Source organism: Corynebacterium sp. HMSC064E07 (assembly GCF_001815745.1).
Taxonomy (GTDB): Bacteria; Actinomycetota; Actinomycetes; order Mycobacteriales; family Mycobacteriaceae; genus Corynebacterium; species Corynebacterium jeikeium_D.
Genome location: NZ_KV821809.1, coordinates 71131 through 92763 on the forward strand (window position 1 = coordinate 71131; position 21633 = coordinate 92763).

The following is a 21633-nucleotide window of genomic DNA, read 5'->3' on the forward strand; positions in this document are numbered from 1 at the left end:
ACGACGCTTGTTGCTAGTTATCTCAGTATAGGTGGTCTAGGTGGCGAAATTCCGCCACCTACCAGGTAGTGCGGTTAGGGCAGATACTACCGATTGGGCAACTACAGCGTGTCCACCCAGTTCTGCAGCAGCTTCAACCCTGCTTCACCAGACTTCTCAGGGTGGAACTGCGTGGCCCACAGCGGACCGTTTTCCACGGCTGCGATAAACCGATCGGATTCGTGGGCAGACCACGTCACCAGCGGCGGAGCGATGCGAGAATCCGTATTAAGGTCCCACTTGCGCACACCGTAGGAGTGGACGAAGTAAAAACGCTGATCTTCCAGTCCCTTAAACATCTTTGAGCCTTCCGGTACTTCAACCGTGTTCCAGCCCATGTGCGGCAGAATCGACGCCTCGAGACGCTCGACAGTACCGGGCCATTCACCACAACCCGGGGTGCCGGTGACAGCTGCGGATGCGTCGGTCTCCGCTGCGTGGATGCCGTCGGCGTACTCGACGCCGCGGTCAAAGAGCACCTGCATACCGACGCAGATTCCCATCACTGGTCGACCACCTGCGAGTCGAGAGCCGATCAGGCGCGGCCCTTGTACTCGATGCAAACCCTCCATGCATGCGGCATAGGCGCCGACGCCGGGAACGAGCAGACCATCGGCCTCCATCACGGTCTTCGGATCGGCGGTCACAATAACCTCGGCACCCGTGGTGGCCACAGCGCGCTCAGCTGAACGCAAATTACCGGAGCCGTAATCAAGGATGGCAACGGTCGGGGTCTTCGTCGAAGGTGAGACTTGTTCCATAGTTGGACATTTTAAGGCGCTGGGAATCGATGTTTGCCACTTACCCCAAGAAAACTGCCTGGATAGGCAGAAGCACTGGTATACAACTACCGAATACTTTGGTAAACTCAAGGTTAACAACAGGTTAACTAAGTTATTGATTTATCCCTAATACCCCTGATTACTTTTTCACAGAGAGGCTCCGACGCCATGACTACCGCATCCGTTCTTAGTAAATCATTTGCCATTGTCCGCGAGGACCTTCACCGGCTCTACGGTGCAGCCTGCGATGCTGCGACCATCGATTCCATCCTCGACGATGTCATTGCAGAGCTGTCCAACTCTGCGAAGGTGACTAACTTCCTCCCCGTCCTCGCCGAACGCGAGGCCACCGAACGCATCAAGGCCGCGAGCGGATGCAAGGACTTCGCCCCGCGCCAAGAGATTCTCTTTGCCGATAGTCGCGGTTCCGGCCGTAGCCAGATTGCCACTGCCCTGGCCTACCACCTGGTTGGTGACGAAGTCTTTATCCGCACTATCGGCCTCAATCCAGAGGATGGCCTGAACCCTCGCGTCGTCGCGGCTCTTCACGACCGTGGCGTGGACACCTCACGCCTCACCCAAAAGGCGATTACTCCCCGCGTTTCCCACCGCGCCGATGTTGTCGTGCTCATGGGCATCGACGAGACACCAGCAGTCCCCGGCGACCGCTACGTGGAATGGGATGTCGCAGATCCGGACAGTCTCACAGACGATGAGCTGCAGTCGCTTATCGACGATATCGAAACCCGCCTGCGGGCTCTCTTCACCGAGATGGACGTCGCCGTCGCATAAACAGGCACGGCTGACCCCACACCGGGGGTTGCATCTAATAACCAAAAGAGTGGCTGCGCAAGAACTTGCGCAGCCACTCTTTTTCAAACGTCTCTTTGTATGTAGTTACTTCTTCTTGCGGTCCCGAACCGTCAAACGCGTCACTGCATTCTTTGCCGGGCGGGCAACACGCACAGCGGCCTCCGGCGTACGACGCTTCACGGCATCCCCCAGACGACGCAGCGTAGCGCGGGTGTTCTGGTACTCCGCCACGCGGTGCTTTCCGATGATTCGGTCGAGCACCGCACCAATGAGGCCAACTGCCAGCAGAGCTGCCGCAAAGGCAAAGACAGCCGGGTACGGACGGAGTGCAGCCGCGGCTACGGCTCCCAGAACGAACGAGCCGATACCAGTGCCCGAGTCAAAGGACATGTTCCAGAAGGCACTGGCCTCAGCAGTACGGTCACGCGGCAGGCGGGCAAACATCAGCAGCAGAGCCTCATTTTGCACTATGCCGAAGCCCGCGCCGTAGAAAACGGCCGCAACCAGCAGCAGCCAGGCCGACAAATCAAAGAGAACCACGCCGGACATCATCAGCAGACCAATAAAACCACTGATCAATGCCGGAATCAGCAGAATTCCAGCCTCCGACTTCCGGTCGGCGTAGATTCCTGCGAAATAACGGAACACCATCTGCGCGCCACCGAGAACAGACAGCGACAGGCCAGCCACAACCGCACCGGAGACCAGATCGATTTCGCGAGCTGCCGGGGCAAGGAATGCGGAAATACCACCAAAGCCCATCGCAATCGTGCAAATTGCGAGCGCGGGAATGGCCACCAGCTTCCATGTGGCAACGTGCTCAACGGGGCTCGGCTGAGTTGCTGCAGATCCGGGCACAGGATCGCCGACGTCTTCCTTGCCGCCCTTGCCCTCCTTCGGCGCTGGCTTAATCTTCGGGATAAAGAGTGCCATCAACGAACCGACAAGCGAGATGACGGCGCCCAAGACATAAACAGGGGTGTAAGAACCCGTCTTGTCCGCAATGATTAGTCCTAGTGGCAAGAAAATGAGCTCAGATAAACCAACTGCCACACCGAGAACGCCAGAGGCCTTACCCAGAAATTTCATTGGCACTAGCTCGGCAATCAATGCGGACTCGGCGACAGTCAACGCACCGAAGCCCATACCGCGGAGAACCGCAATGATGAGCACCAAAGCAGCATCGGTGCCAAAGATGTGCAGAATCGTCGGCAAGCCCAGAAACAGACCTGAAATCAGCATGGTCATGCCGTAGCCAAGACGGCGACACATACGTGGAGTCTGCGTCTGTGTGAGAACGGTAGCGGCCATAAAAACACCGGTGTAGGCACCGGCGAGCGAGGTTCCACCGCCATCGTCAAGAATTGCCTGCGGAATGACAGGCATGAGGAGTGACCAGCCACCGAAGGCGGCCATCACGGCGACTAGCGTAGGTACTAGTCCGGGCGCTTTCCACATGCTGTCCAGTTCGTCCAACTGCCTGCGGTCCATCACCCGGGACGCCATTTACTCCATCACTCCTATCAACCACAAAATTGCGCCGGCGAGCGCGATCACAGATAAGAGACCAAGGACAATTGTTCCGACCCTCGATCCGGATTTATAGAGTGACCATGTTCCGCCCACCAGCAGACCAGCGACAATGAACAAAAAATAAGTGCTCAGCGTCGATGCGGTAGACACCTGCGCTAAAAGCACGTCTACAGACGTTGTTACCATCGATTCCCCTAAAATGCCAGCTAAGGCGGATTTTCCGGTTTCCTACAGTGGCCGTCTACTTCAGCTGCGACCTACAGAGTGCCCTTGGTCGACGGCACACCGTGGACGCGCGGGTCGTCCTCGACGGCAGCACGCAGGGCACGGGCCACAGCCTTGTACTCAGCCTCGGTGATGTGGTGCGGATCGCGCCCGTAGAGACAGCGAACATGCAGCGCAATACGGGCATTTAGGGCGAAGGACTCAAAGAAATGCTCGTTGATAACCGTTGCGTAGTGACCACCAATGACGGCAGTCAACATCTGCTCTGGTTCGCCAGTGCCAACGAAGTACGGGCGACCAGACACATCAACCACTGCGTGTGCCAGCGTTTCATCCATCGGGATATAGCAGTCACCAAAGCGACGAATACCAGACTTGTCCCCCAACGCCTGGGCGAAGGCCTGCCCCATCACAATGCCGGTATCCTCCACCGTGTGGTGCGCATCGACCTCGGTGTCGCCGTTGGCGTGCACAGTCAGGTCGAAGCTGCCGTGGGAGCCGAAAGCGGTCAACATGTGGTCGAAGAACGGCAGACCGGTCGAAATATCGGTCTTGCCGGTGCCATCGAGATTCACCGAGCAGACGATGCTCGATTCGCGGGTGGCGCGCTCGACACGGCCAACGCGCTCAGTGCGCTCTGCCTCCAGATGGTCCTTATCACTGAAGTGCATAAGTCAGATCTCTCCTTGTAGTGGGATGTACCGGCAGCATTTCGCTTAAGCCAGCGCGGTCGCTGCCAATTTCTTGGCCGCCGCCAGCAGCGCATCATTTTCGCTGGGCAGACCAATAGTGGCACGGAGACGACCGGGCACGCCAACATCGCGGATGAGTACTCCCTCATCCAAGAAGCTCAGCCATGCCGTCGCGGCATCGGCGAAACGACCGAAGAATACGAAGTTGGAGTACGAGTCAATCACGTCGTAGCCATAGCTGTTCAGGGCGGCTACGACGCGATCACGCTCGTCGGCAAGCTTTGCGACGGTCGACAGCGTCGCATCCGAGTGGCGAAGTGCAACCGTGGCAGCGGCCTGCGTCAACGTCGACAGGTGGTATGGCAGACGTACGAGCATCACAGCATCAATAAATGCCGGGTTAGCAACGAAGTAGCCGAGGCGGCCTCCGGCGAAGTCGAAAGCCTTGCTCATCGTACGGGAGACAACCAGCTTCGACGGGAACTCAGCCAGCAGCGTTGTCGCCGACGGCTCCTCAGTGAACTCGGCGTAGGCCTCATCGACAATGACGATGCCCGGCGCGGCTTCAATAATGCGGCGCAGGTCAGCGAGCGTGGTCAGATTGCCAGTCGGGTTGTTCGGAGTCGTGATGAAGATGACGTCAGGACGGTGCTCGGCAATGGCCGCGAGCGCACTATCCATGTCGATGTCGAAGGTCTCCGGGTCGCGGGCGATGCCGATGAACTCCGTCTGCGTGCCGGACGAGAGGATCGGGTGCATCGAGTAGCTGGGCACAAAGCCCATTGCGCTGCGCCCCGGCCCGCCAAATGCCTGCAGCAGCTGCTGGAGAATCTCATTGGAGCCGTTGGCGGCCCATACCTGGTCAACGGTGATGTCCACGCCGGTCTGGCGGGTGACATAATCGGCGAGTGCGCTGCGCAGTGCTACTGCGTCACGGTCCGGGTAGCGGTTGAGGTCAGAGGCGACCTTCTCCACTTGCGCCACCAGGTCGGCGATGAGGTCATCGGATGGCGGGTACGGGTTTTCGTTGGTGTTCAGGCGAACATCGACGTCGAGCTGCGGGGCACCGTAGGCTTCCTCGCCGCGCAGTTCGTCGCGCAGTGGCAAATCTGCCAGCGCCAACTTGGCTACCGACGGCTGTGGCTGATTCTCAGGCTGGTTGCTCATTAGTTGTTCCCCTTTTCTGCGCCATTGTCCTCAGAGCCGAGAAGCGTCTCAAAGCGGGCACGGATGGCCTCGCCGTGCGCTGGCAGTCGTTCTTCGTTGGCCAGGACTACTACGCTGTCGGCAACTTCCTTCAACGCGGCCTCGTTGTAGTCAATCATGTGGACCGACTTGAGGAAGGTGTGCGTTGACAGGCCCGAGGCGTGGCGGGCGGTGCCGGAGGTCGGCAACACGTGGTTAGAGCCGGCCGAGTAATCGCCCAGTGGCACCGGCGAGAAGCGACCGATGAAGATTGCGCCGGCATTGGTAATGCGTTCGGCATCGGCCTGCGCGTTTTCGGTGTGGATCTCCAGGTGCTCAGCGGCGTAGGCATCTGCAACCTGGATGCCGATATTCATGTCGTCGACAAGCACGATGCCAGACTGATCGCCGGTGAGCGCCTCGCGAACGCGGTCGGCGTTCATGGTGACCTCGTAGCGGTTTTCGACCTCGCGGTCGACGGTGGCGGCGAAATCGGCGTCGTCGGTGATAAGCACGCTGGCGGCCATGACGTCGTGCTCAGCCTGGGAAATCAGGTCGTAGGCGACGGAGACAGGATCAGCGGTGTTATCTGCGAGAATGGCAATTTCGGTCGGGCCAGCTTCGGCGTCGATACCGACGACCGAGCGGCACAGGCGTTTGGCGGCGGTAACGAAGATGTTGCCCGGACCGGTGACCATGTCGACCGGCTCGAGGCTCTCGTTTTCATCGCCGTATGCGAGCAGTGCGACGGCCTGTGCACCACCGACGGCCCACACCTCGGTCACGCCAAGCAGCTTGCAGGCAGCCAGGATGGTCGGGTGCGGCCAGCCGTCGTTGTCGGCCTGCGGCGGAGAGGCGACGACGAGGGACTCCACACCAGCTTCCTGAGCTGGGATGACGTTCATCAATACGGACGACGGGTAGACGGCGTTGCCCCCGGGGACGTAAAGACCGACGCGCGAAACCGGAATCCACTTCTCGCGGACAATGCCGCCGGGCAGAATTTCAACAGTCTTATCATTCGGCTTCTGAGCAGCGTGGAACGCGCGCACGCGCCCGATGGACTCCTGCAGAGCAGAGCGGACATCGTCTTCCAGCGCAGCTTCCGCGGCATCGATAACCTCCGCTGGAACGCGCATGGATGCCGGACGAATACGGTCAAACTTCTCGGAGTACTCCATCGCCGCTTCCACACCACGGACTGCCACGTCATCGACAACGGGCTTGACCGTGGGAATCATCGAATCAACGTCTGCCGCACCACGCGGCAACACTCGACGCAGAGTGGCGGTGGTGGGAGTCTGACCGCGAAGATCAATAGTGGACAACATAATTAATTAGTAACCGCCTATTCGCACGATGGATTCATACGTGAGCACTTCAGAGTGACAAAGAAATGACAACAAAGTATTGAAAATCTGGGTCAAAGCCAAAGACTTTATCCACGGTTTTCGCTACTATTCGCCCTTAAAGGCACCCTTGAGTATGAACTAAGCATATCTTTCTCACGTTAGGTTCATACCGATTGCCCCATTTAGCCCCTCATACTGTGGCGCAAGTTAGCTCCGCCACAGTGACCCATTACAGTGTTAAGGAAAGTAGTAACCAGTCGTAGAAAGGTCAGCTGTTGAACCAGGAAGGAAACAGCCCGGATTTGCCGGAGCTCGTCGCAGCCTATGCAGACGCGACCGCAGCCGACAATTCCCTGGCCACGCGCCAACTGGAATCAGTTTTCGCGCATCATTTCTACAACCCACAGCTCTTTTCTGACCCGGAAGCCCACGGCGTTACCGAACACGTCGGCGCGTTTTACCGCATAGTCCGCGAGGTCACCGAATCGCTCGGCATGATGACGGCTGCGCACGATGCCGCCCTGAACTGGATGGTATGGGCATCCGATAACGACAACGTCCCGGAGTACTGGCGCGCCCGGGCACGGCTAGCGGCGGATGAAGCCCGCCGCTACACCACCTTTATCGCCGATGGCCCCACCTCTGCTGCCGCAGAGACCGAAATCCCACTCATCGCACGCATGAGCAGGGAGATCACCTCGTACCGGGCACTCGTGCTTGCCGACGATCTGGATGCCCCAACCAGCAGTCACAGCGCGGTGACCACGGATGCGGATGGGCCGCGGCCGCAGGAATCGTCGGCAAGCGAAGAAGCGGAGGAGCCGTTTAGCCCACGCCAGTGGAAGAAGCGGGCGGCACTGACTGACGCGCTGATTCGGATTGCAAGCGCCCTGCGAAAGGTCAACCGCGAGGACTTGGCACGGGAGCTGCACGAGATGATTCGTGCACTGCCAAATGAGGATAAGTTTGAGTCGATTGCGCTGGCGAAGACTCTGACGGAGGCATCACTGCTGCACCGAGCCGGGAAAGTCGTCGACGCAGCGCGACTTTGCGCCTCACAGCTCAATGCAATCGGTAACCGCTCCGTAATCGCGGGCCTTGAGCTGAGGCAGAATTTGGCACGGTACTCGATAGAGACAGGTAATAGCGATACCGCGTTCCGAATGCTGTCAAACAACGTGGCAGTCGCGGACCAGCACAGACTGGACACTGACTATATTCTCGCGGTTCGTGAGATGGCAGACATCAACTTCGAGGTGGCACACAACAAGCCCGATGCCGGGGAGATGCTGAAGCTAACTCAGCGCGCCCAGGATGTGTCGGCAGACTACCCCAACTGTGAAGTCACCATGGAAATCGCGCTGCTGAAGGCAACGGCACTGTACGAGCTCGGAGATTTCCACCATGCCGGCCAGGAAGCGGAGTCGGTTGCAAAGTGGTCTGAGCCTACCCAGGATTCCGCACGTACTGATTTTTCCTGTGCCATTGCGGCGGAATCGGCAGTCCAAGAGGGCAATACTGAGCATGCCGCAGTACTCTTCGACGCACTGGCCGATATTCGTGCCGGATACTCGTCCCCGATTTCGCCTGCGGAAACTCTGATGGATGCCGCACTATCACTCAGTAACGTGGGCGCTACAAGTGAACTGACTGACCACCTGATGGAACGCTCACGTGGCTACGTGGTTGGGTCCTGGGAATCGGCCAAGTGGCATGAAGCACAGGCGCTGTTGTGCTGGTCTGTGTGGGACAACGACGGCGTGTACAAGTACGCCGACGAAGCTGCCGAGCTTTTCTTAGAAGCCCACGCCCCTGCCGACGCCGCCCGCACACTGACCATCGCGGTGCGTGCTGCTGCTAGTGATAACAATGAGGAACGCGCCCGCCGGTTCGCGGTTCGCATCGGCGACCTAGTCGGCCCGGATCACCCGGTGCGCGATGAAGTTCGTGGACTAATGCGTAGCTTTTCAAACCCGGCTTAACAGCGCACCCGACTGCACAGGTCTGAAAAACAAAGCAGTTTTTGCATCTTCCCGATGCCACGGGCGAAGATAGTCCAATGGTCTGGTGGGAAGAAGAAAACTCTGAGTCTGGAATTCAAGTTGGCGATTGGGATACCGGCATCGCGGCCGACTACGCGTCAGGGAATTCAGAAAACGCATCAGCAACGGAGAACTCGTCCGAACCCCTGGACTTTCCTCCCCTGCCCAATCCGCTAAAGGCATTACCGGACTCACTTCCGGAGCTGCTGGTTATTTCCCGCAGGGCCGGTGCCACGCTCGACCACGTCACCAGTTGGCGCGCTGTCACCAAGTTCGCCCACACGCACTGGTTAGCCGACGCGCCTACCAACTCCCCCGATGTCGTTGGCGAATTCCACGCACTCAGGCACGCAGTCGCCGACCAACTGGAATTAGTAGAAGAAGCCGCTGCTGCACGCGCCGAGTGGCTGCGCTGGGCAACTGAGGCCAACATCCGCCCCGCGATCTTGCACGCACGCTCCTACGGAGCATTCGCCGAGGCAGAGGCCTTCATCGACGCCAACCCAGGTGATGCCATCACCGGCCGGCGCCCCGAGGACTCCGAAATCCCCGAGCTGATCAGGCTTACTAAGGACATCGTCGCCACCACTCCACAGCCCGGGGAGGCCTATTACTACCTGGTCAGCGCGGCTGTTGCTGGTGCCGCAGCATCGCTGGCGCGCCGGGCGGAAATCGCCGGTCAACTCTCTGAATGGTCCGCACGCTGGGCACCAAAGCGAAGCAGTTTTGATGACCGCAAGCTATTGGAGGCGCAGCTCGCGCACAGCCGTGGTGAGCTGCGCAGGGCCGCCCGCATCGCAGCCAGCGTCGCGGCAGCCCCTCAGTCGGAACCCGTCACCACGACGATTGAAGCTCGCCAATTCCTGGCTTTCCTCTCTCTGGAAGCTGGTGAGGAAGCGGAGGCAATCCGCCAGCTACGCCCAATCGTGCAGGCTGGTCTCGATGCAGGACTCACGGTCGCGGTGCTTCGCAGCGTGCGTCTGCTCTGTGCGCTTCTCAACGCCCACGGCGATTTCGCGGAATCCGCCGCAATTGCCCGCCGCGCGCTCGCCAGCGCCGAAGGCATTCCGGTCAACCCCATCACCATGGATATCCAGCTCGTTCTGGCCCGCAGTCTCCTCGACGCCGACGAGGTTGACGAGGCGCTGCGCTTTGCCGAACCAGTTGCGCACTGGTCAGCATTTACCGCCGATGAAGAACGCACCGACGCGGCTTTTTCTATTGCCTCCGCAGCCGCGGGTCTCGGCAATAATCCCCGCCAGGCGGCAAAGCTGCTCATCGAACACGGCGAGCACCTTGAACGCAACGGCGATACCAAGGGCGCTGCCAAGGCCTACCGCCAGGCTGCACGTTCCATCATTCATGTCATTGACCTGGTCATTTCCGAAGAGGGCTCCGAATTCACCGCCGAGATCGTCTCCGAGGACGCTTCCGCCGTCATTGACCACACGCTCAACGAGGCTGAGGACCTTCTGCTGCGTTCTCAGAAGCTCATCTCCGACGACTGGTCACTCGCCGACTGGCACGACGATGCCGCCTACGTCTTCTACTCCGCTGGCCGCGACACTTTGGCCATCAACCATGTGGAAGCCGCCGCGAAGGGCTACCTGCAGTCCGGCGATGGCGAGGAAGCCGCCCGCGCGCTGCTGGCGGGGGTTCGATACCGTCTCGACGCGGGTGATTCCGACGGTGCCGCCGCCTACGCCCGGCGCGTCGAAGAGCTTCTGCCCCGCGACGTGTGGGAAGGCCATCCTGTTCTCGATGCCCTTGACGTCATCATCATTCAATCGCTTGACGACGAATACTAGCGCCCCGCCCACTTCGGTGCTGGCGGTGGCACAAAGTAGAGTGTTAGGTCATGACTACTTCTGGTGATTCCGCGACTTCTAGCCCGCAGCAGCTTTTCGACGCCGCCACGGCATTGGCTGAGGAAAACAACCTCTGGGAAGCAGCCCTAACTCTGATGCAGGGGTTCGAGGAGCTCGGCGACGAGGCGGATGCTCCGCAGACCGACAGTCTGGGGCGCCCCATCCGTGGCTCTGCACCGAAGCTGATGGACAAGGCCGCGGACTGGTTGGATTTGCTGGATAACCTGGAGAAAGACGGCTTCGAGCCGACTGCGGACACCCCTCCGCGCCACTTGCGCTGGGCGATGTGGCACACCTTGAACGGCCAGGCAGAGATTCGTCGAGGACATCAGGGGCGCGCCATTGATCACCTGGAGTTGGCGGCGGGACTTTTCCAGTCCGATAACCTCAATATCCAGGCCGTGCCTCTGCTTGCACAAATTGCACAGTGCCACCTGCATTTGGGCGATGTCGCTGCTGCAGAGAAGGCGCTTTACCGCGCACAGGAAACCTGTGATGAGCAATCGCGGGAGCGCTGGGGGTCGGCACTAAGCGAGATTGGCGCGGAAATCGCCCGTCGCTTGTAGGCGAAGCTGCGAAGCGATACCGGGGGCTGATTCAGCTACTGCTCGTCGAAGTCGAGTCCGACATCGAACACCTTGGCCGAGTGGGTTAGCGCGCCCACAGCCAGGTAATCGACACCACAGGACGCGTACTCACGAGCCACATCGATGGTCAGTCCACCAGAGGACTCAAGCTGCGTGGCCGGAGAAATCTGCGAGCGGCGCTGCACCGCAATCTGGGTCTCCCAGACCTCGAAGTTGTCCAGCATGACGATGTCCGGCTTCATCGGCAGGATCTCATCGAGCTGTGCGAGGGTATCGACTTCCACCTCACACGGCAGCTCCGGGTACTGATCCCGCACCCTCTTCAACGCACCGGACACGGAACCGACAGCCACCACGTGATTGTCCTTAATCAGTGCTTCATCGCCCAAAGCGTAGCGGTGGTTAATTCCGCCGCCGCAGGTCACAGCATACTTTTCCAGGTTGCGCAGCCCCGGCAGCGTCTTTCGGGAATCGCGCACCCGCGCACCGGTGCCGATAATCGCGTCAGCCCACTGGCGCGTCGCAGTAGCTACACCACTGGCGTGCGTGAGGATATTCAGCATTGTCCGCTCAGCAGTCAGCAACCCCCGAGTCGGCGCAGAAATCGTTGCCAGCACTGTGCCAGGACGCACCAGGGTGCCATCTTCAACGTGCTTTTCGACGGTGAACTCACCCGAGATGACCTCCTGCAGCGTCCACTCCACCGCATCGATTGCCGCGATAACGCCCTCTTGCCGGGCCACCAGGCGGGCGAGTGCCTGCGCAGATGCCGAGACTGTCGACAGCGAGGTCACATCCGGCCCGAAGCTCATGTCTTCCTGTAGTGCCGTCCGAATGAGGCCACGGGTGATGTTTTCGTTCAGCACCCCGCGCAGAGTGTCCTTCTCAAGAGTCATGGTTAGCTAATCCCCATCCTTTTCAAACCAAGTGTGGCACCCCAAAGTATATGGTCGTGCCAATGCTGCTTCGACGACTTTCCTTGCGGCCACGACCTGAACCGATTGCGGGAGCCGATCGATAACCGCCAACGCCTGCCGCAAGCTCTGCTCATTACGCGTTACACCAGCGCCTTCCTGCATCGCCGTCTGCAACCGGAAAAGCTGCCGTGGTTCCAGTTCTGACCGTGGCTGAGGCAGGCTTTCAACGGCCGCTGCGAATTCCTCGTCCCCGACCGGCACAGCGTGTGTTTCAGCGACTTTTTCGACCACCCGCTTGCCGACGACCAGGCCCTCCAGCAACGAATTGGAGGCCAACCTGTTGGCACCGTGGAGCCCTGTTGCGGAGCATTCGCCGGCCGCATAGAGGCCCGGCACACTAGTTGCACCGAATGGGTCGACGGCAATACCACCACAGGTGTAGTGGACCGCCGGGGCCACGGGAATGAGGTCCTTGGTCGGATCAATCTCCGCTGCGGTCAGGCCCGCTGTGATCGTCGGAAAGCGGGCGGCGAAGTTGTCGATGTGACGTGCGTCGAGGAAGACGTGGTCCTCGCCGAGCTCGCGCATGCGAGTCGCGATGGCGCGCGAGACGATATCGCGCGGAGCCAGGTCCCCGCGAGGGTCAACGCCGGCGGTCACACTGTTGCCCCGGGAGTCGACGAGAATGGCTCCTTCACCACGGACAGCCTCGCTGATGAGATGGCGTCGGCCGGTGCCATCTGATGCCGAGCGCTCGTCATAGAGCACCGTCGGGTGAAACTGGATAAACTCCATGTCCCGAATCTCCGCGCCAGCATCGGAGGCCATGCCGATAGCCTCACCGCGGGCACCCGAGGGGGCCGTGGTCGCGCGGTAAATATGGCCCACGCCGCCGGTAGCCAGCAGAGTGGCGCCTGCTCGAATAGCTCCACCCCCACGGGGATCCGCTACCAGCGCCCCCAGCACGCGGCCGTCTTTGCCAACGATGAGCTGGCGCGCTGTGGCGTTTTGTAGTACTCGCACGCCGGTAACTGAGGCTTCTAGGGCGCGCTCGATTTCAGCACCAGTGGCGTCACCGCCGGCATGAATGATGCGCCGCGCGTGGTGTCCGCCCTCTTTGGTGCGGGAATATACGGCCGGGTTATCCCGCGCCGGGTCGAATGTAGCGCCTAGCCCTATCAGCCACTCGGTCGCCGCAGCGCCAGCACGGATGATAGAAGCCACGGCCCCTTCATCGCAGTGGCCGGCACCGGCATCGAGAGTATCCGCGATGTGGGAATCAGTGGTGTCATCGAACCCATTGGCCACATGGCCGCTGGGGTCGTCGTCAAGCCCGACGACCGCGAGCCCGCCCTGTGCGAGATTCGTGGCCGCATCGGCGAAACGTAGCTGTTTGCGGGCACCGACGCGCCACTCGACGCTGTCGATAACCAGCACGTCGAGGCCGAGCTCAAGGGCCCGACGCGCAGCACTGAGCCCTGCGACTCCCCCGCCGATGACGAGGAAGTCACACGTCAGTGTCCAACTGTCGAATGATGGGCGCAGACCAAACGTGTTACTCGCCTCCGCCTGGGTTACCGATGGCGATCATGCGCTCGACAGAAGCGCGTGCCTTGTCGGCGACATCCGGCTCGACATCGACTTCATCAGTGCCCTCAACGAGGCAGCGCAGCAGAGCCGCCGGAGTGATGAGCTTCATGTACGAGCAGGAAGCGCGGTCGTTGACCGGCTCAAAGTCGACATCCGGCGCGGCCTTGCGCAGCTGGTGGAGCATGCCCACCTCAGTGGCCACGAGCACCTTGCCGTTGGGCTTGTTCTCCTTCAGCTTCTGCGCCTCGGTCAGCATCTCGCCGGTGGAGAGCATCTGCACGCGCTCGGGCTCGATGGTGCCTTCACCTGCGAGGTAAATCGCAGAGTTCGCGCAACCGCACTCCGGGTGAATGAACAGCTGCGAATCGGCGTTCTCTTCCGCGCGGTGCGCGAGTTCCTCACCGTTGATGTTGGCGTGGACGTGGCACTCACCAGCCCATACCTTGATCTTGTCGCGGCCGGTCTCACGGCGGACGTGTGCGCCGAGGAACTGATCCGGGTTGAACAGGATCTCCTGGTCTTCCGGGATGGACTTGACCACGTCGACGGCGTTGGAGGAAGTACAGCAGATGTCGGTCAGAGCCTTTACGTCTGCCGTGGTGTTGACGTAGCTGACTACCAGTGCGCCGGGATTCTCTGCCTTCCACTCGGCCAGTTCATCTGCGGTGATGGAGTCCGCCAGGGAGCAGCCGGCGCGCTCGTCCGGAATAAGGACGGTCTTCTCTGGGCTCAGAATTTTGGCGGTTTCCGCCATGAAGTGGACACCACAGAAGACGATGACGTCGGCATCGGTTTCCGCAGCGATGCGGGAAAGTCCGAGGGAGTCGCCTGTGTAATCGGCAATATCCTGAATCTCCGGCAGCTGGTAGTTGTGCGCAAGAATTACGGCATTGCGTTCGCGGGCGAGGCGCTTAATCTCCTGGGCCCAGCGCTCATCTGCAATTACGCCACCGTAGCGGCCATCTTTATCGACTACCGATTCGTACAGATCCGATTCAAGGCGCGGCAGGCTGGAAGCATTGGCCGCAAGGCTGGTATTCACGGAAAACTACGTCCTTACTTCAATGGGCTGTGGCTACGACCGGAGAAAACGCCGTCACCGTTACCGGCAACGGTCCCCGGAGGCATTCGCAGCGGACTCAAACGGGCAAGTGCAAGAGACCTAAGCTCGCCACACAATATCGAAAAAGCCCCTAATCGGGGCGAATACTGACATCGAGGACGAACCTATTTCCCAAAATTGTAAGGCTTGTATAAGCCTATTTCCCAATAACTACCCCTGTTCAGTAGGAATTAGTGCTTTACGACGGCTCCCGCGCAGAACCTCACCGTCTCACTTAGTGACCGAATCTGCGTCCGCAGCATTGTCTGCAGCGCTCTCGTTGCCTTCCGTGAAGTCCGTTTGGAACAGCACCCGGGACCACAGTGCGAGCATGGCAACCAGTGGCGCGACCAGCAGTGCTACATAGGTTTTGAAGTCTGGAATCACCGAGAACTTATCGCCCGGCTGCATTCCCGCCAGATCCGGCTGGAGCAATGCCGCAACCGACTGACCGACGAGGTACGTCACTGCTGCGCTCATCAACGCGGAGAAACCTGCCCATCCAATTGCCGTGAGCATCTGCACAGGAGTCGTGATGGCACGGTTTCGGAAGGTAGTAATTCCCAGCACCAGGCCGCTGATGGCAGTGACAGCAACAAACCAGAGCAGCCCGATAAAACCAGCGTCAACGGTTTCCTGAATAATCGCCAGTTGGTTATCTGGGAGCATTTGCACCTGCTGCTTGGGGCGCAGGAATGCCCAGGCCACTCCGGCTATCGTTCCCGTTACAACGGAGAAGAGAACAATACCCGAGGCCATTGCCACGCTCTGCTTTTCAACGTGCGGGACTCGGGTATTTTTCATGGTCATAGTTGACTAACTTACCTCACGGCGCACATCCAGTACTAGCGTGCCCGAATGGCGCACTAGCACAACCAGCGCCTTTTATCGCTGCTCCAACATAACGGAGTCCACTTCGCCGTGGCGCGAGCACTTTGCAGTCCAGCCGTCCGGACGCACCTGCACCACCATCCGGCGCCCACAGAGCTGGCAGAATCGAGGCGCCTCCAGTCCAGCTTTTGCACCATAGGAGCGTTCGCGCACTTCACCAGCTTCGAGGTCGGCGCCGGTAAAAGGATCGAACTTGGGATCGTCTCCCAGCACCATGGCCTGGAGCAGCTCCGTGGAGTCGACTTTCTTACCCCGCGTCGCACGCGGGCTAGATGTCCGAGGCTTAGACAGTTGCATTGAGGGCCTTAATTGGAAGTCGTACCTTGCCAAGCATGTCCAGATCCTGCTCCGCCGGACGGCCCAGCGTGGTCAGGTAATTACCGACAATGACAGCGTTGATACCGCCGAGCAGCCCCTTTTCTGCGCCCAGGTCGCCCAGGGTGAGCTCACGACCACCAGCAAAACGCAGGATGGTCTTCGGCAGAGCCAAGCGGAAGGCACCGATGGCACGCAGTGCGTCCTTGGCTGGCATCGGCTCGCGACCGGCGAACGGAGTGCCCGGACGCGGGTCGAGGAAGTTCATCGGCACCTCGGTCGGGTTGAGCTCCGCCAGGTCCTGAGCGAACTCGGCACGCTGCTCAAGGGTCTCTCCCATACCCAGGATGCCGCCACAGCAGACCTCCATACCGGCTTCGCCGACCATACGCAGGGTGTCATGACGTTCTTCCCAAGTGTGGGTGGTCACGACCTGCGGGAAGTAGCTCTTGGCGGTCTCGAGGTTGTGGTTGTAGCGGTGAATACCAGCCTTGGCCAGGCGATCCACCTGCTCCTGCGTCAGAATGCCCATAGAGGCGGCCACATTAATGTCCACCTCTGCCTGAATGGCGGCGACAGCCTGTTCCATCTGGCTGAGCAGTCGCTCGTCCGGCCCCTTTACTGCAGCAACGATGCAGAACTCAGTCGCACCCGACTTTGCGGTCTGCTTAGCGGCGTCCACCAGCGCCGGGATATCCAGCCATGCCGAACGCACCGGGGACTCGAACAGACCCGACTGCGAACAGAAGTGGCAGTCCTCTGGGCAGCCGCCAGTCTTCAGCGAGATAATGCCTTCAACCTCGACCTCTTCGCCGCACCACTTCAAGCGCACCTCATGCGCCAGTGCCAGCAGATCCTCGATGCTGTCGTCATCGAGGTTCAGAACTGCCAGGGTCTCCTCATAGTTCAGCCCCTCACCGCGGCCGAGCACCTTTTCTCGGGCGAGTTCCAAAATGTCCTGCTGCTGTTGAGTCATGGGGGTGATGCTCCTTGAGGCTGGGGATAAAACTTGAACACCGTTTCAGAAGTTGTTCAGTTATCAAACTTAATACCGCAGCTACAGAATGTCGAACAGGGTTCAATTCCCGTCGTGTCGCGGATTTACGCTCCCCATTTCAGCCTTGAGACATCTTCCAGATGATTCTTCTTTCGTCTACGGTAGGCAGTGTGCAATTGACCAAGGACATCATTGTCGACGCAGCTCTCACCATTCTCAACGAGTACGGACTCGGCGATCTCACGATCCGCCGCCTGACTCGCCACTTGGGTACCGCCGCTGGCGCAATGTACTGGCACTACCCTTCCAAGCAGGCACTGCTGGGCGCCGTCGCTGACCGCATCTTGGCTCCCTGCACAGAGTTTTCCGCCACAGGCGATTGGCGTGCCGACATCGAAGCCGTCGCCGAGCTGCTCTACTCCTGCCTCACCGCTCATCGGGATGGCGCCGAGGTCGTCTCGGCCGCGCTCGCTACGGGCACCGCCACGATTCGCCCCGAACAACTGCTTGCCGACGTCCTGGAGAATGCATCCGAAACCTCCATCAGCACCCCATCAGCGGGTGATACCGCGTCTGTCCTCGTGTACTTCATTCTCGGTGCGACAGTCGACCAGCAGACAGCCATCGCGCTTAATCTAAATGGCGCCAAGGGCGTTTCCGACAATGGTGATGCCAGTGGCGAGAACACCGCCGGTAAGGACGCTGAGGTCGCGACTTCCCCTGAAGATACGGCTACACAGACAAAAGAGCTCGGCCGCCAGCGCATTGCACTGGGAACCGAGCTCTTTATCGCCGGAATTGCGGGGGTTGCGGGGACTAAGGGAATTGCAGGTCACTAAGCCCCGCTGAAACAATCACGCTCACGGTCACGCCCCGGCGCTAGAGCACCAGAGCTGCTACCCAACCAGCTGCCAGCAGCGGCAGGTTGAAGTGCAGGAAGGTCGGAATAACCGAATCGCGAATGTGGTCGTGCTGCCCGTCGGCATTGAGACCCATCGTCGGGCCGAGCGTCGAGTCCGATGCCGGCGAACCAGCATCGCCCAGAGCACCTGCAGTACCAATGATGGCGACGGTAGCCATCGGCGAGAAGCCCAGCGATACACACAACGGCACATAGATGATGGCGATAATCGGCAGCGTCGAGAAGGACGAACCAATACCCATCGTGACCACCAGACCAACGACCAGCATGGCGAATGCAGCGGCAGGCTTGTTGCCCGCAAACAGCTCTGCAGTAGCGGTCACCAGCGGCTCGATCTGGCCGGACTCCGACATCACCGAGGCGAAGCCCTGTGCAGAAATCATGATGAAACCAATCAGGGCCATCATCTTCATACCGGCGGTGAACACGTCGTCCGCCTCACGCCAGCGCACGGCGCCGGTGAGCATGAAGATTGCCAGACCAGTGAGTGCACCAATCAGCAACGGATCGGCATCGGTCTCCATAGAATTCATCACAATCTGGACGACGAAAGTCACCACGATTGCAACGAGAGCAACGATAACTCGGTACTTCGACACCGGTTCGTCAGACTGGGTTTCTGCGTGTGAGGACTGGGCAATCGGCCGATCTTCGTAATGCCGTGGCTTCCGGTAGGAGAAAAATACGGCAATGGCCAGACCGGCCAGCATGCCGAGAGCCGGGATGCCCATCGTCATCATGATGTTGATATTGGAAACATCAAGGCCAGCATTCTCGATGTTCCCCAGCAGGATGTCGTTCAGGAAGATAGAACCGAATCCGACCGGAACCCACATGTAGGTGGTGACCAAACCGAAGGTCATCACACTGGTAATCATTCGACGGTCGATGTTGAGGCGGTTAAATACCGGCAACAGCGGCGGAATAATCAGCGGGATAAACGCAATGTGAACTGGGATGAGGTTCTGCGACATGATCGCCATGGCCAAAATGCCGGCGACCATGCCCCACTTGGTCCATGCCTCTGCCTTAGATTTAGCGCCTTCATCCTCCGTGCCGATCTTGGCAATCAGCCAATCGGCCAGCAGTTTGGGCAGCCCGGAGGATGCCACTGCCATGGCAAAGGCACCCAGCATGGCATAGCTCAGGGCAATCTTCGCACCACCAGAGAGGCCTTCCTGGAAGGCAACCATTGTGGCATCGAGCCCCATACCGGCGGAAAGACCACCGACTAAGGCGCCAATAAACAGCGCTAGCACAACGTGTACCCGGCAGACCGCCAGGATTAGCATCACCAAAACGGCGAGAAGAACGGCATTCATAAGGAAAATATTAAGGCAACCTTAAGTATTTCCAGCAACCGGGGCTAGAAAGATTTCACCCCAAAATCTTTACACCCCGGCTAATGCGGCTAATCAATCGAGACGAGTCCCTGGCCGCCCTGCACTGCGTCGCCGACTTCAACATGAATAGAGCCGACGGTGCCTGCAGCCGGGGCCGTAATCTCGGTTTCCATCTTCATTGCCTCGAGAATGAGCAGCACCTCCCCAGCCTCAATCTTCTGGCCTTCCTCGACCAAAATCTTGCTGACCGAACCTGCCAGTGGCGCCACCACCGAATTGGCGGAGACACCCGAGACACTAGCGGTGGCCGGCTCAACGGAAGCGCTCGACGATCCACCCAACACGATGGGCGAAAGACGCTTGGGCTCCTCAACTACTTCAACGTCGACATCGTAGGCAATGCCGCCGACAGTCACTTTCAATTTCATGGCTCAACAATCCTCACGTAACAAAAGTCAATGAGTCAGACTCAATTAAGTCGGTTATCGAAAATTTCCAACTAACGCAGGTTGTGCTGCTGCTGGATCTGGCGTCCCTGCGCAGCCCACGTCTTATGGCGGTTGTATCGAATTGCCTTCACCTTGCCGCGATTGCCCAGGTACGCAGACACCGCTGCCGAAATGGCGATGACAGTATCCTCGGGGATATCTGCGTCCACGCGTTTGCGCAGTTCAGCCAACTCGCTCTCTGCCTGATTCAGTCGTGCCGTGGCCTTCTGCAAGCTTGTCGAGGTCGCATCCAACCGGTCGGTCAGTTCAGCGACGAGCGCTCGCAGCTCCTTAATCTCACCGATGCCGTCAGACATTACTGTGGCCCCAATCCGTGCTTCTTGGCCGGGCGAACCTCGCGCTTGTTACGCAGAACCGACAGTGCGTCAGCCACACGCAGGCGGGTTTCCGCCGGGTCAATCACGTCGTCGACCAGTCCGCGCGAGGCGGCGACATACGGCGTCGAGAAGCGTGTCTTGTATTCGGCGATACGCTCGTCGCGCACGCGCGCCTGCTCTTCCTCGTCGCCCGCGGCGGCAATTTCCTTTCGGAAGACCACGTTGACCGCACCCTCTGCGCCCATCACCGCAATTTCCGCGGTCGGCCATGCGAATACATAGTCCGCGCCGAGGTCCTTCGAGCACATCGCCAGGTACGCACCGCCGTAGGCCTTACGCATGACGACGGTCACCTTGGGCACAGACGCTGCGGAGTATGCGTAGAGCATCTTTGCGCCGTGGCGGATGATGCCGCCATGCTCCTGGGTGACGCCCGGCATGAAGCCAGGAACGTCAACCAGGGTGACCAGCGGGATGTTAAAGGCATTGCAGAAGCGGATGAACTTTGCGCCCTTGTCCGAGGAATTGATGTCCAGCACACCGGACATCACGTTCGGTTGGTTGGCGACAAAGCCCACGGTACGACCCAAAACTCGACCAAAACCAACGACTAGGTTGGTGGCAAAACCCGCCTGGCACTCGAGGAAGTCGCCATTGTCGGCGATACGGATTATGACCTCGCGGACGTCGTAGCCCTTCTTGCCATCGACGGGGACGATGTCGCGGAGCTCTGGATCCGGCTCGGCGTCGAATACCGGATCCACGATTGGTGGCTCTTCCGTGTTGTTCTGTGGCAGGAAGCTTAAGAGCTTCTGCGCAATCAGGATGGCCTGCTCGTCATCGTCGGCAACGAAGTCAATATTGCCGGCCTTGGCCATGTGCGCATCAGCGCCACCGAGCTGCTCGGAGGTGACTTCCTCGCCGGTCACCGACTTAATAACGCCCGGGCCGGTGATGAACATCTGTGCCTTGCGAGTCTGAATAATGAAGTCGGTCAGCGCTGGCGAGTAGGCAGCGCCTCCAGCACATGGGCCTGCAATGATGGAAATCTGCGGCACCAGACCGGAAAGCCAGACATTGTTGTAGAAGACCTGGCCGTAGCCCGACAGAGAGTCAATCCCCTCTTGAATGCGAGCACCACCGGAGTCGTTGATAAACACGAACGGAGTGCCGTTGTCGGCAGCAGCGCGCATGGTGGCCGCAACCTTGCGGGACTGCGTTTCACCAGCGGAGCCACCCATGACCGTGAAGTCCTGGGAGGCCACGTGCACTGCCCGGCCGAGAACCGCGGCAGTGCCGGTGACCACACCGTCGGCAGGCGCGTCGGCAGTATCCATGCCGAAGTCGGTGGTGCGGTGAGTCATGAACATGCCGGTTTCACGGAAAGTGCCCTCGTCGACGAAGTTGTCGATACGCTCGCGGGCAGTCATCTTCCCACGTTCGTGCTGCTTGGCCTGGCGGGCTTCACCGCCACCGGCCTCAACACGGCGACGCTGAGCATCCAAATAATCCAGGCGCTCCGCCATCGAGGCGTCGACGCCCGGCGCGACGGCATCCGCCGAATTCGGCTGGTTTGCTGAACTTTGCGACATTGCTATCTCTTCTCCCGATG

General features: G+C 59.7%; 20 protein-coding genes. 5 read left to right on the forward strand and 15 right to left on the reverse strand.

Features of this window, described 5'->3' with window-relative positions:
• Positions 1-101: 101 nt before the first annotated feature.
• The gene (gene hisH / locus HMPREF3053_RS03205; protein ID WP_016422947.1) at positions 102-800 is read right to left on the reverse strand and encodes an imidazole glycerol phosphate synthase subunit HisH; all 699 of its coding nucleotides are present in this window, start codon (positions 798-800) and stop codon (positions 102-104) included.
• 189 nt (positions 801-989) lie between these two features.
• Between hisH and HMPREF3053_RS03210 the strand changes: the two genes are divergently transcribed.
• On the forward strand, positions 990-1613 hold the full coding sequence (locus tag HMPREF3053_RS03210) for an arsenate-mycothiol transferase ArsC (RefSeq protein ID WP_016422948.1): 624 nt from the start codon (positions 990-992) through the stop codon (positions 1611-1613).
• A 105-nt stretch (positions 1614-1718) separates the two neighbouring features.
• Here the strand turns inward: HMPREF3053_RS03210 and HMPREF3053_RS03215 are convergent, their stop codons facing one another.
• From HMPREF3053_RS03215 to hisD, 4 genes are all read right to left on the reverse strand, one after another.
• Positions 1719-3140 (reverse strand): MFS transporter, encoded by a 1422-nt coding sequence (locus tag HMPREF3053_RS03215; protein ID WP_016422949.1) that lies wholly within the window; start codon positions 3138-3140, stop codon positions 1719-1721.
• 284 nt (positions 3141-3424) lie between these two features.
• Positions 3425-4063, reverse strand: coding sequence for an imidazoleglycerol-phosphate dehydratase HisB (gene hisB / locus HMPREF3053_RS03225; RefSeq protein ID WP_005510321.1), 639 nt, complete (start codon positions 4061-4063; stop codon positions 3425-3427).
• A gap of 45 nt (positions 4064-4108) precedes the next feature.
• Positions 4109-5251, reverse strand: a complete 1143-nt coding sequence (locus HMPREF3053_RS03230) for a histidinol-phosphate transaminase (protein ID WP_070767268.1) — start codon at positions 5249-5251, stop codon at positions 4109-4111.
• A complete protein-coding gene (hisD, locus tag HMPREF3053_RS03235) occupies positions 5251-6600 on the reverse strand; it encodes a histidinol dehydrogenase (protein ID WP_016422952.1) in 1350 nt (449 codons plus the stop codon). Before hisD ends, HMPREF3053_RS03230 begins: the two co-directional genes overlap by 1 nt.
• Before the next feature lie 296 nt (positions 6601-6896).
• Between hisD and HMPREF3053_RS03240 the strand changes: the two genes are divergently transcribed.
• The 3 genes from HMPREF3053_RS03240 to HMPREF3053_RS03250 all read left to right on the forward strand — a co-directional run bounded on the left by HMPREF3053_RS03240 (position 6897) and on the right by HMPREF3053_RS03250 (position 11097).
• Complete coding sequence (locus tag HMPREF3053_RS03240) at positions 6897-8603, forward strand: hypothetical protein (RefSeq protein WP_016422953.1); 1707 nt, start codon at positions 6897-6899, stop codon at positions 8601-8603.
• 77 nt (positions 8604-8680) lie between these two features.
• Positions 8681-10471, forward strand: a complete 1791-nt coding sequence (locus tag HMPREF3053_RS03245) for a hypothetical protein (protein WP_016422954.1) — start codon at positions 8681-8683, stop codon at positions 10469-10471.
• Positions 10472-10521: 50 nt separating this feature from the next.
• Positions 10522-11097, forward strand: a complete 576-nt coding sequence (locus tag HMPREF3053_RS03250) for a hypothetical protein (protein ID WP_016422955.1) — start codon at positions 10522-10524, stop codon at positions 11095-11097.
• Between the two features lie 35 nt (positions 11098-11132).
• Here HMPREF3053_RS03250 and nadC read toward each other — a convergent pair whose 3' ends face one another.
• From nadC to bioB, 6 genes are all read right to left on the reverse strand, one after another.
• Positions 11133-12014: a carboxylating nicotinate-nucleotide diphosphorylase gene (gene nadC, locus HMPREF3053_RS03255; protein WP_016422956.1), complete on the reverse strand. Its 882-nt coding sequence runs from the start codon at positions 12012-12014 to the stop codon at positions 11133-11135.
• Positions 12015-12020: 6 nt separating this feature from the next.
• The gene (gene nadB / locus HMPREF3053_RS03260; RefSeq protein WP_049170299.1) at positions 12021-13580 is read right to left on the reverse strand and encodes an L-aspartate oxidase; all 1560 of its coding nucleotides are present in this window, start codon (positions 13578-13580) and stop codon (positions 12021-12023) included.
• A 10-nt stretch (positions 13581-13590) separates the two neighbouring features.
• Positions 13591-14667: a quinolinate synthase NadA gene (nadA, locus tag HMPREF3053_RS03265; RefSeq protein ID WP_049170297.1), complete on the reverse strand. Its 1077-nt coding sequence runs from the start codon at positions 14665-14667 to the stop codon at positions 13591-13593.
• A 291-nt stretch (positions 14668-14958) separates the two neighbouring features.
• The gene (locus tag HMPREF3053_RS03270) at positions 14959-15537 is read right to left on the reverse strand and encodes a hypothetical protein (RefSeq protein WP_048734676.1); all 579 of its coding nucleotides are present in this window, start codon (positions 15535-15537) and stop codon (positions 14959-14961) included.
• Positions 15538-15612: 75 nt separating this feature from the next.
• Positions 15613-15915: a biotin synthase auxiliary protein BsaP gene (locus tag HMPREF3053_RS03275; RefSeq protein ID WP_048734678.1), complete on the reverse strand. Its 303-nt coding sequence runs from the start codon at positions 15913-15915 to the stop codon at positions 15613-15615.
• Positions 15902-16909 carry a biotin synthase BioB gene (gene bioB, locus HMPREF3053_RS03280; protein WP_016422961.1) on the reverse strand — a complete coding sequence of 336 codons (1008 nt, stop codon included), beginning with the start codon at positions 16907-16909 and terminating at the stop codon, positions 15902-15904. Before bioB ends, HMPREF3053_RS03275 begins: the two co-directional genes overlap by 14 nt.
• A 191-nt stretch (positions 16910-17100) precedes the next feature.
• On the opposite strand from bioB, the gene HMPREF3053_RS03285 reads away from it, so the two are divergent.
• A complete protein-coding gene (locus tag HMPREF3053_RS03285; protein WP_224784224.1) occupies positions 17101-17769 on the forward strand; it encodes a TetR family transcriptional regulator in 669 nt (222 codons plus the stop codon).
• Positions 17770-17809: 40 nt separating this feature from the next.
• Here HMPREF3053_RS03285 and HMPREF3053_RS03290 read toward each other — a convergent pair whose 3' ends face one another.
• The 4 genes from HMPREF3053_RS03290 to HMPREF3053_RS03305 form a co-directional block, all read right to left on the reverse strand.
• Entirely contained in the window at positions 17810-19174 is a 1365-nt protein-coding gene (locus tag HMPREF3053_RS03290) for a Na+/H+ antiporter family protein (RefSeq protein WP_016422963.1), read from the reverse strand.
• 89 nt (positions 19175-19263) lie between these two features.
• Complete coding sequence (locus HMPREF3053_RS03295) at positions 19264-19623, reverse strand: biotin/lipoyl-containing protein (RefSeq protein WP_016422964.1); 360 nt, start codon at positions 19621-19623, stop codon at positions 19264-19266.
• Between the two features lie 71 nt (positions 19624-19694).
• Complete coding sequence (locus HMPREF3053_RS03300; RefSeq protein ID WP_048734709.1) at positions 19695-20000, reverse strand: hypothetical protein; 306 nt, start codon at positions 19998-20000, stop codon at positions 19695-19697.
• Positions 20000-21613, reverse strand: coding sequence for an acyl-CoA carboxylase subunit beta (locus HMPREF3053_RS03305; protein WP_049193986.1), 1614 nt, complete (start codon positions 21611-21613; stop codon positions 20000-20002). The genes HMPREF3053_RS03300 and HMPREF3053_RS03305 overlap by 1 nt, the downstream gene beginning before the upstream one ends.
• Positions 21614-21633: the final 20 nt, after the last annotated feature.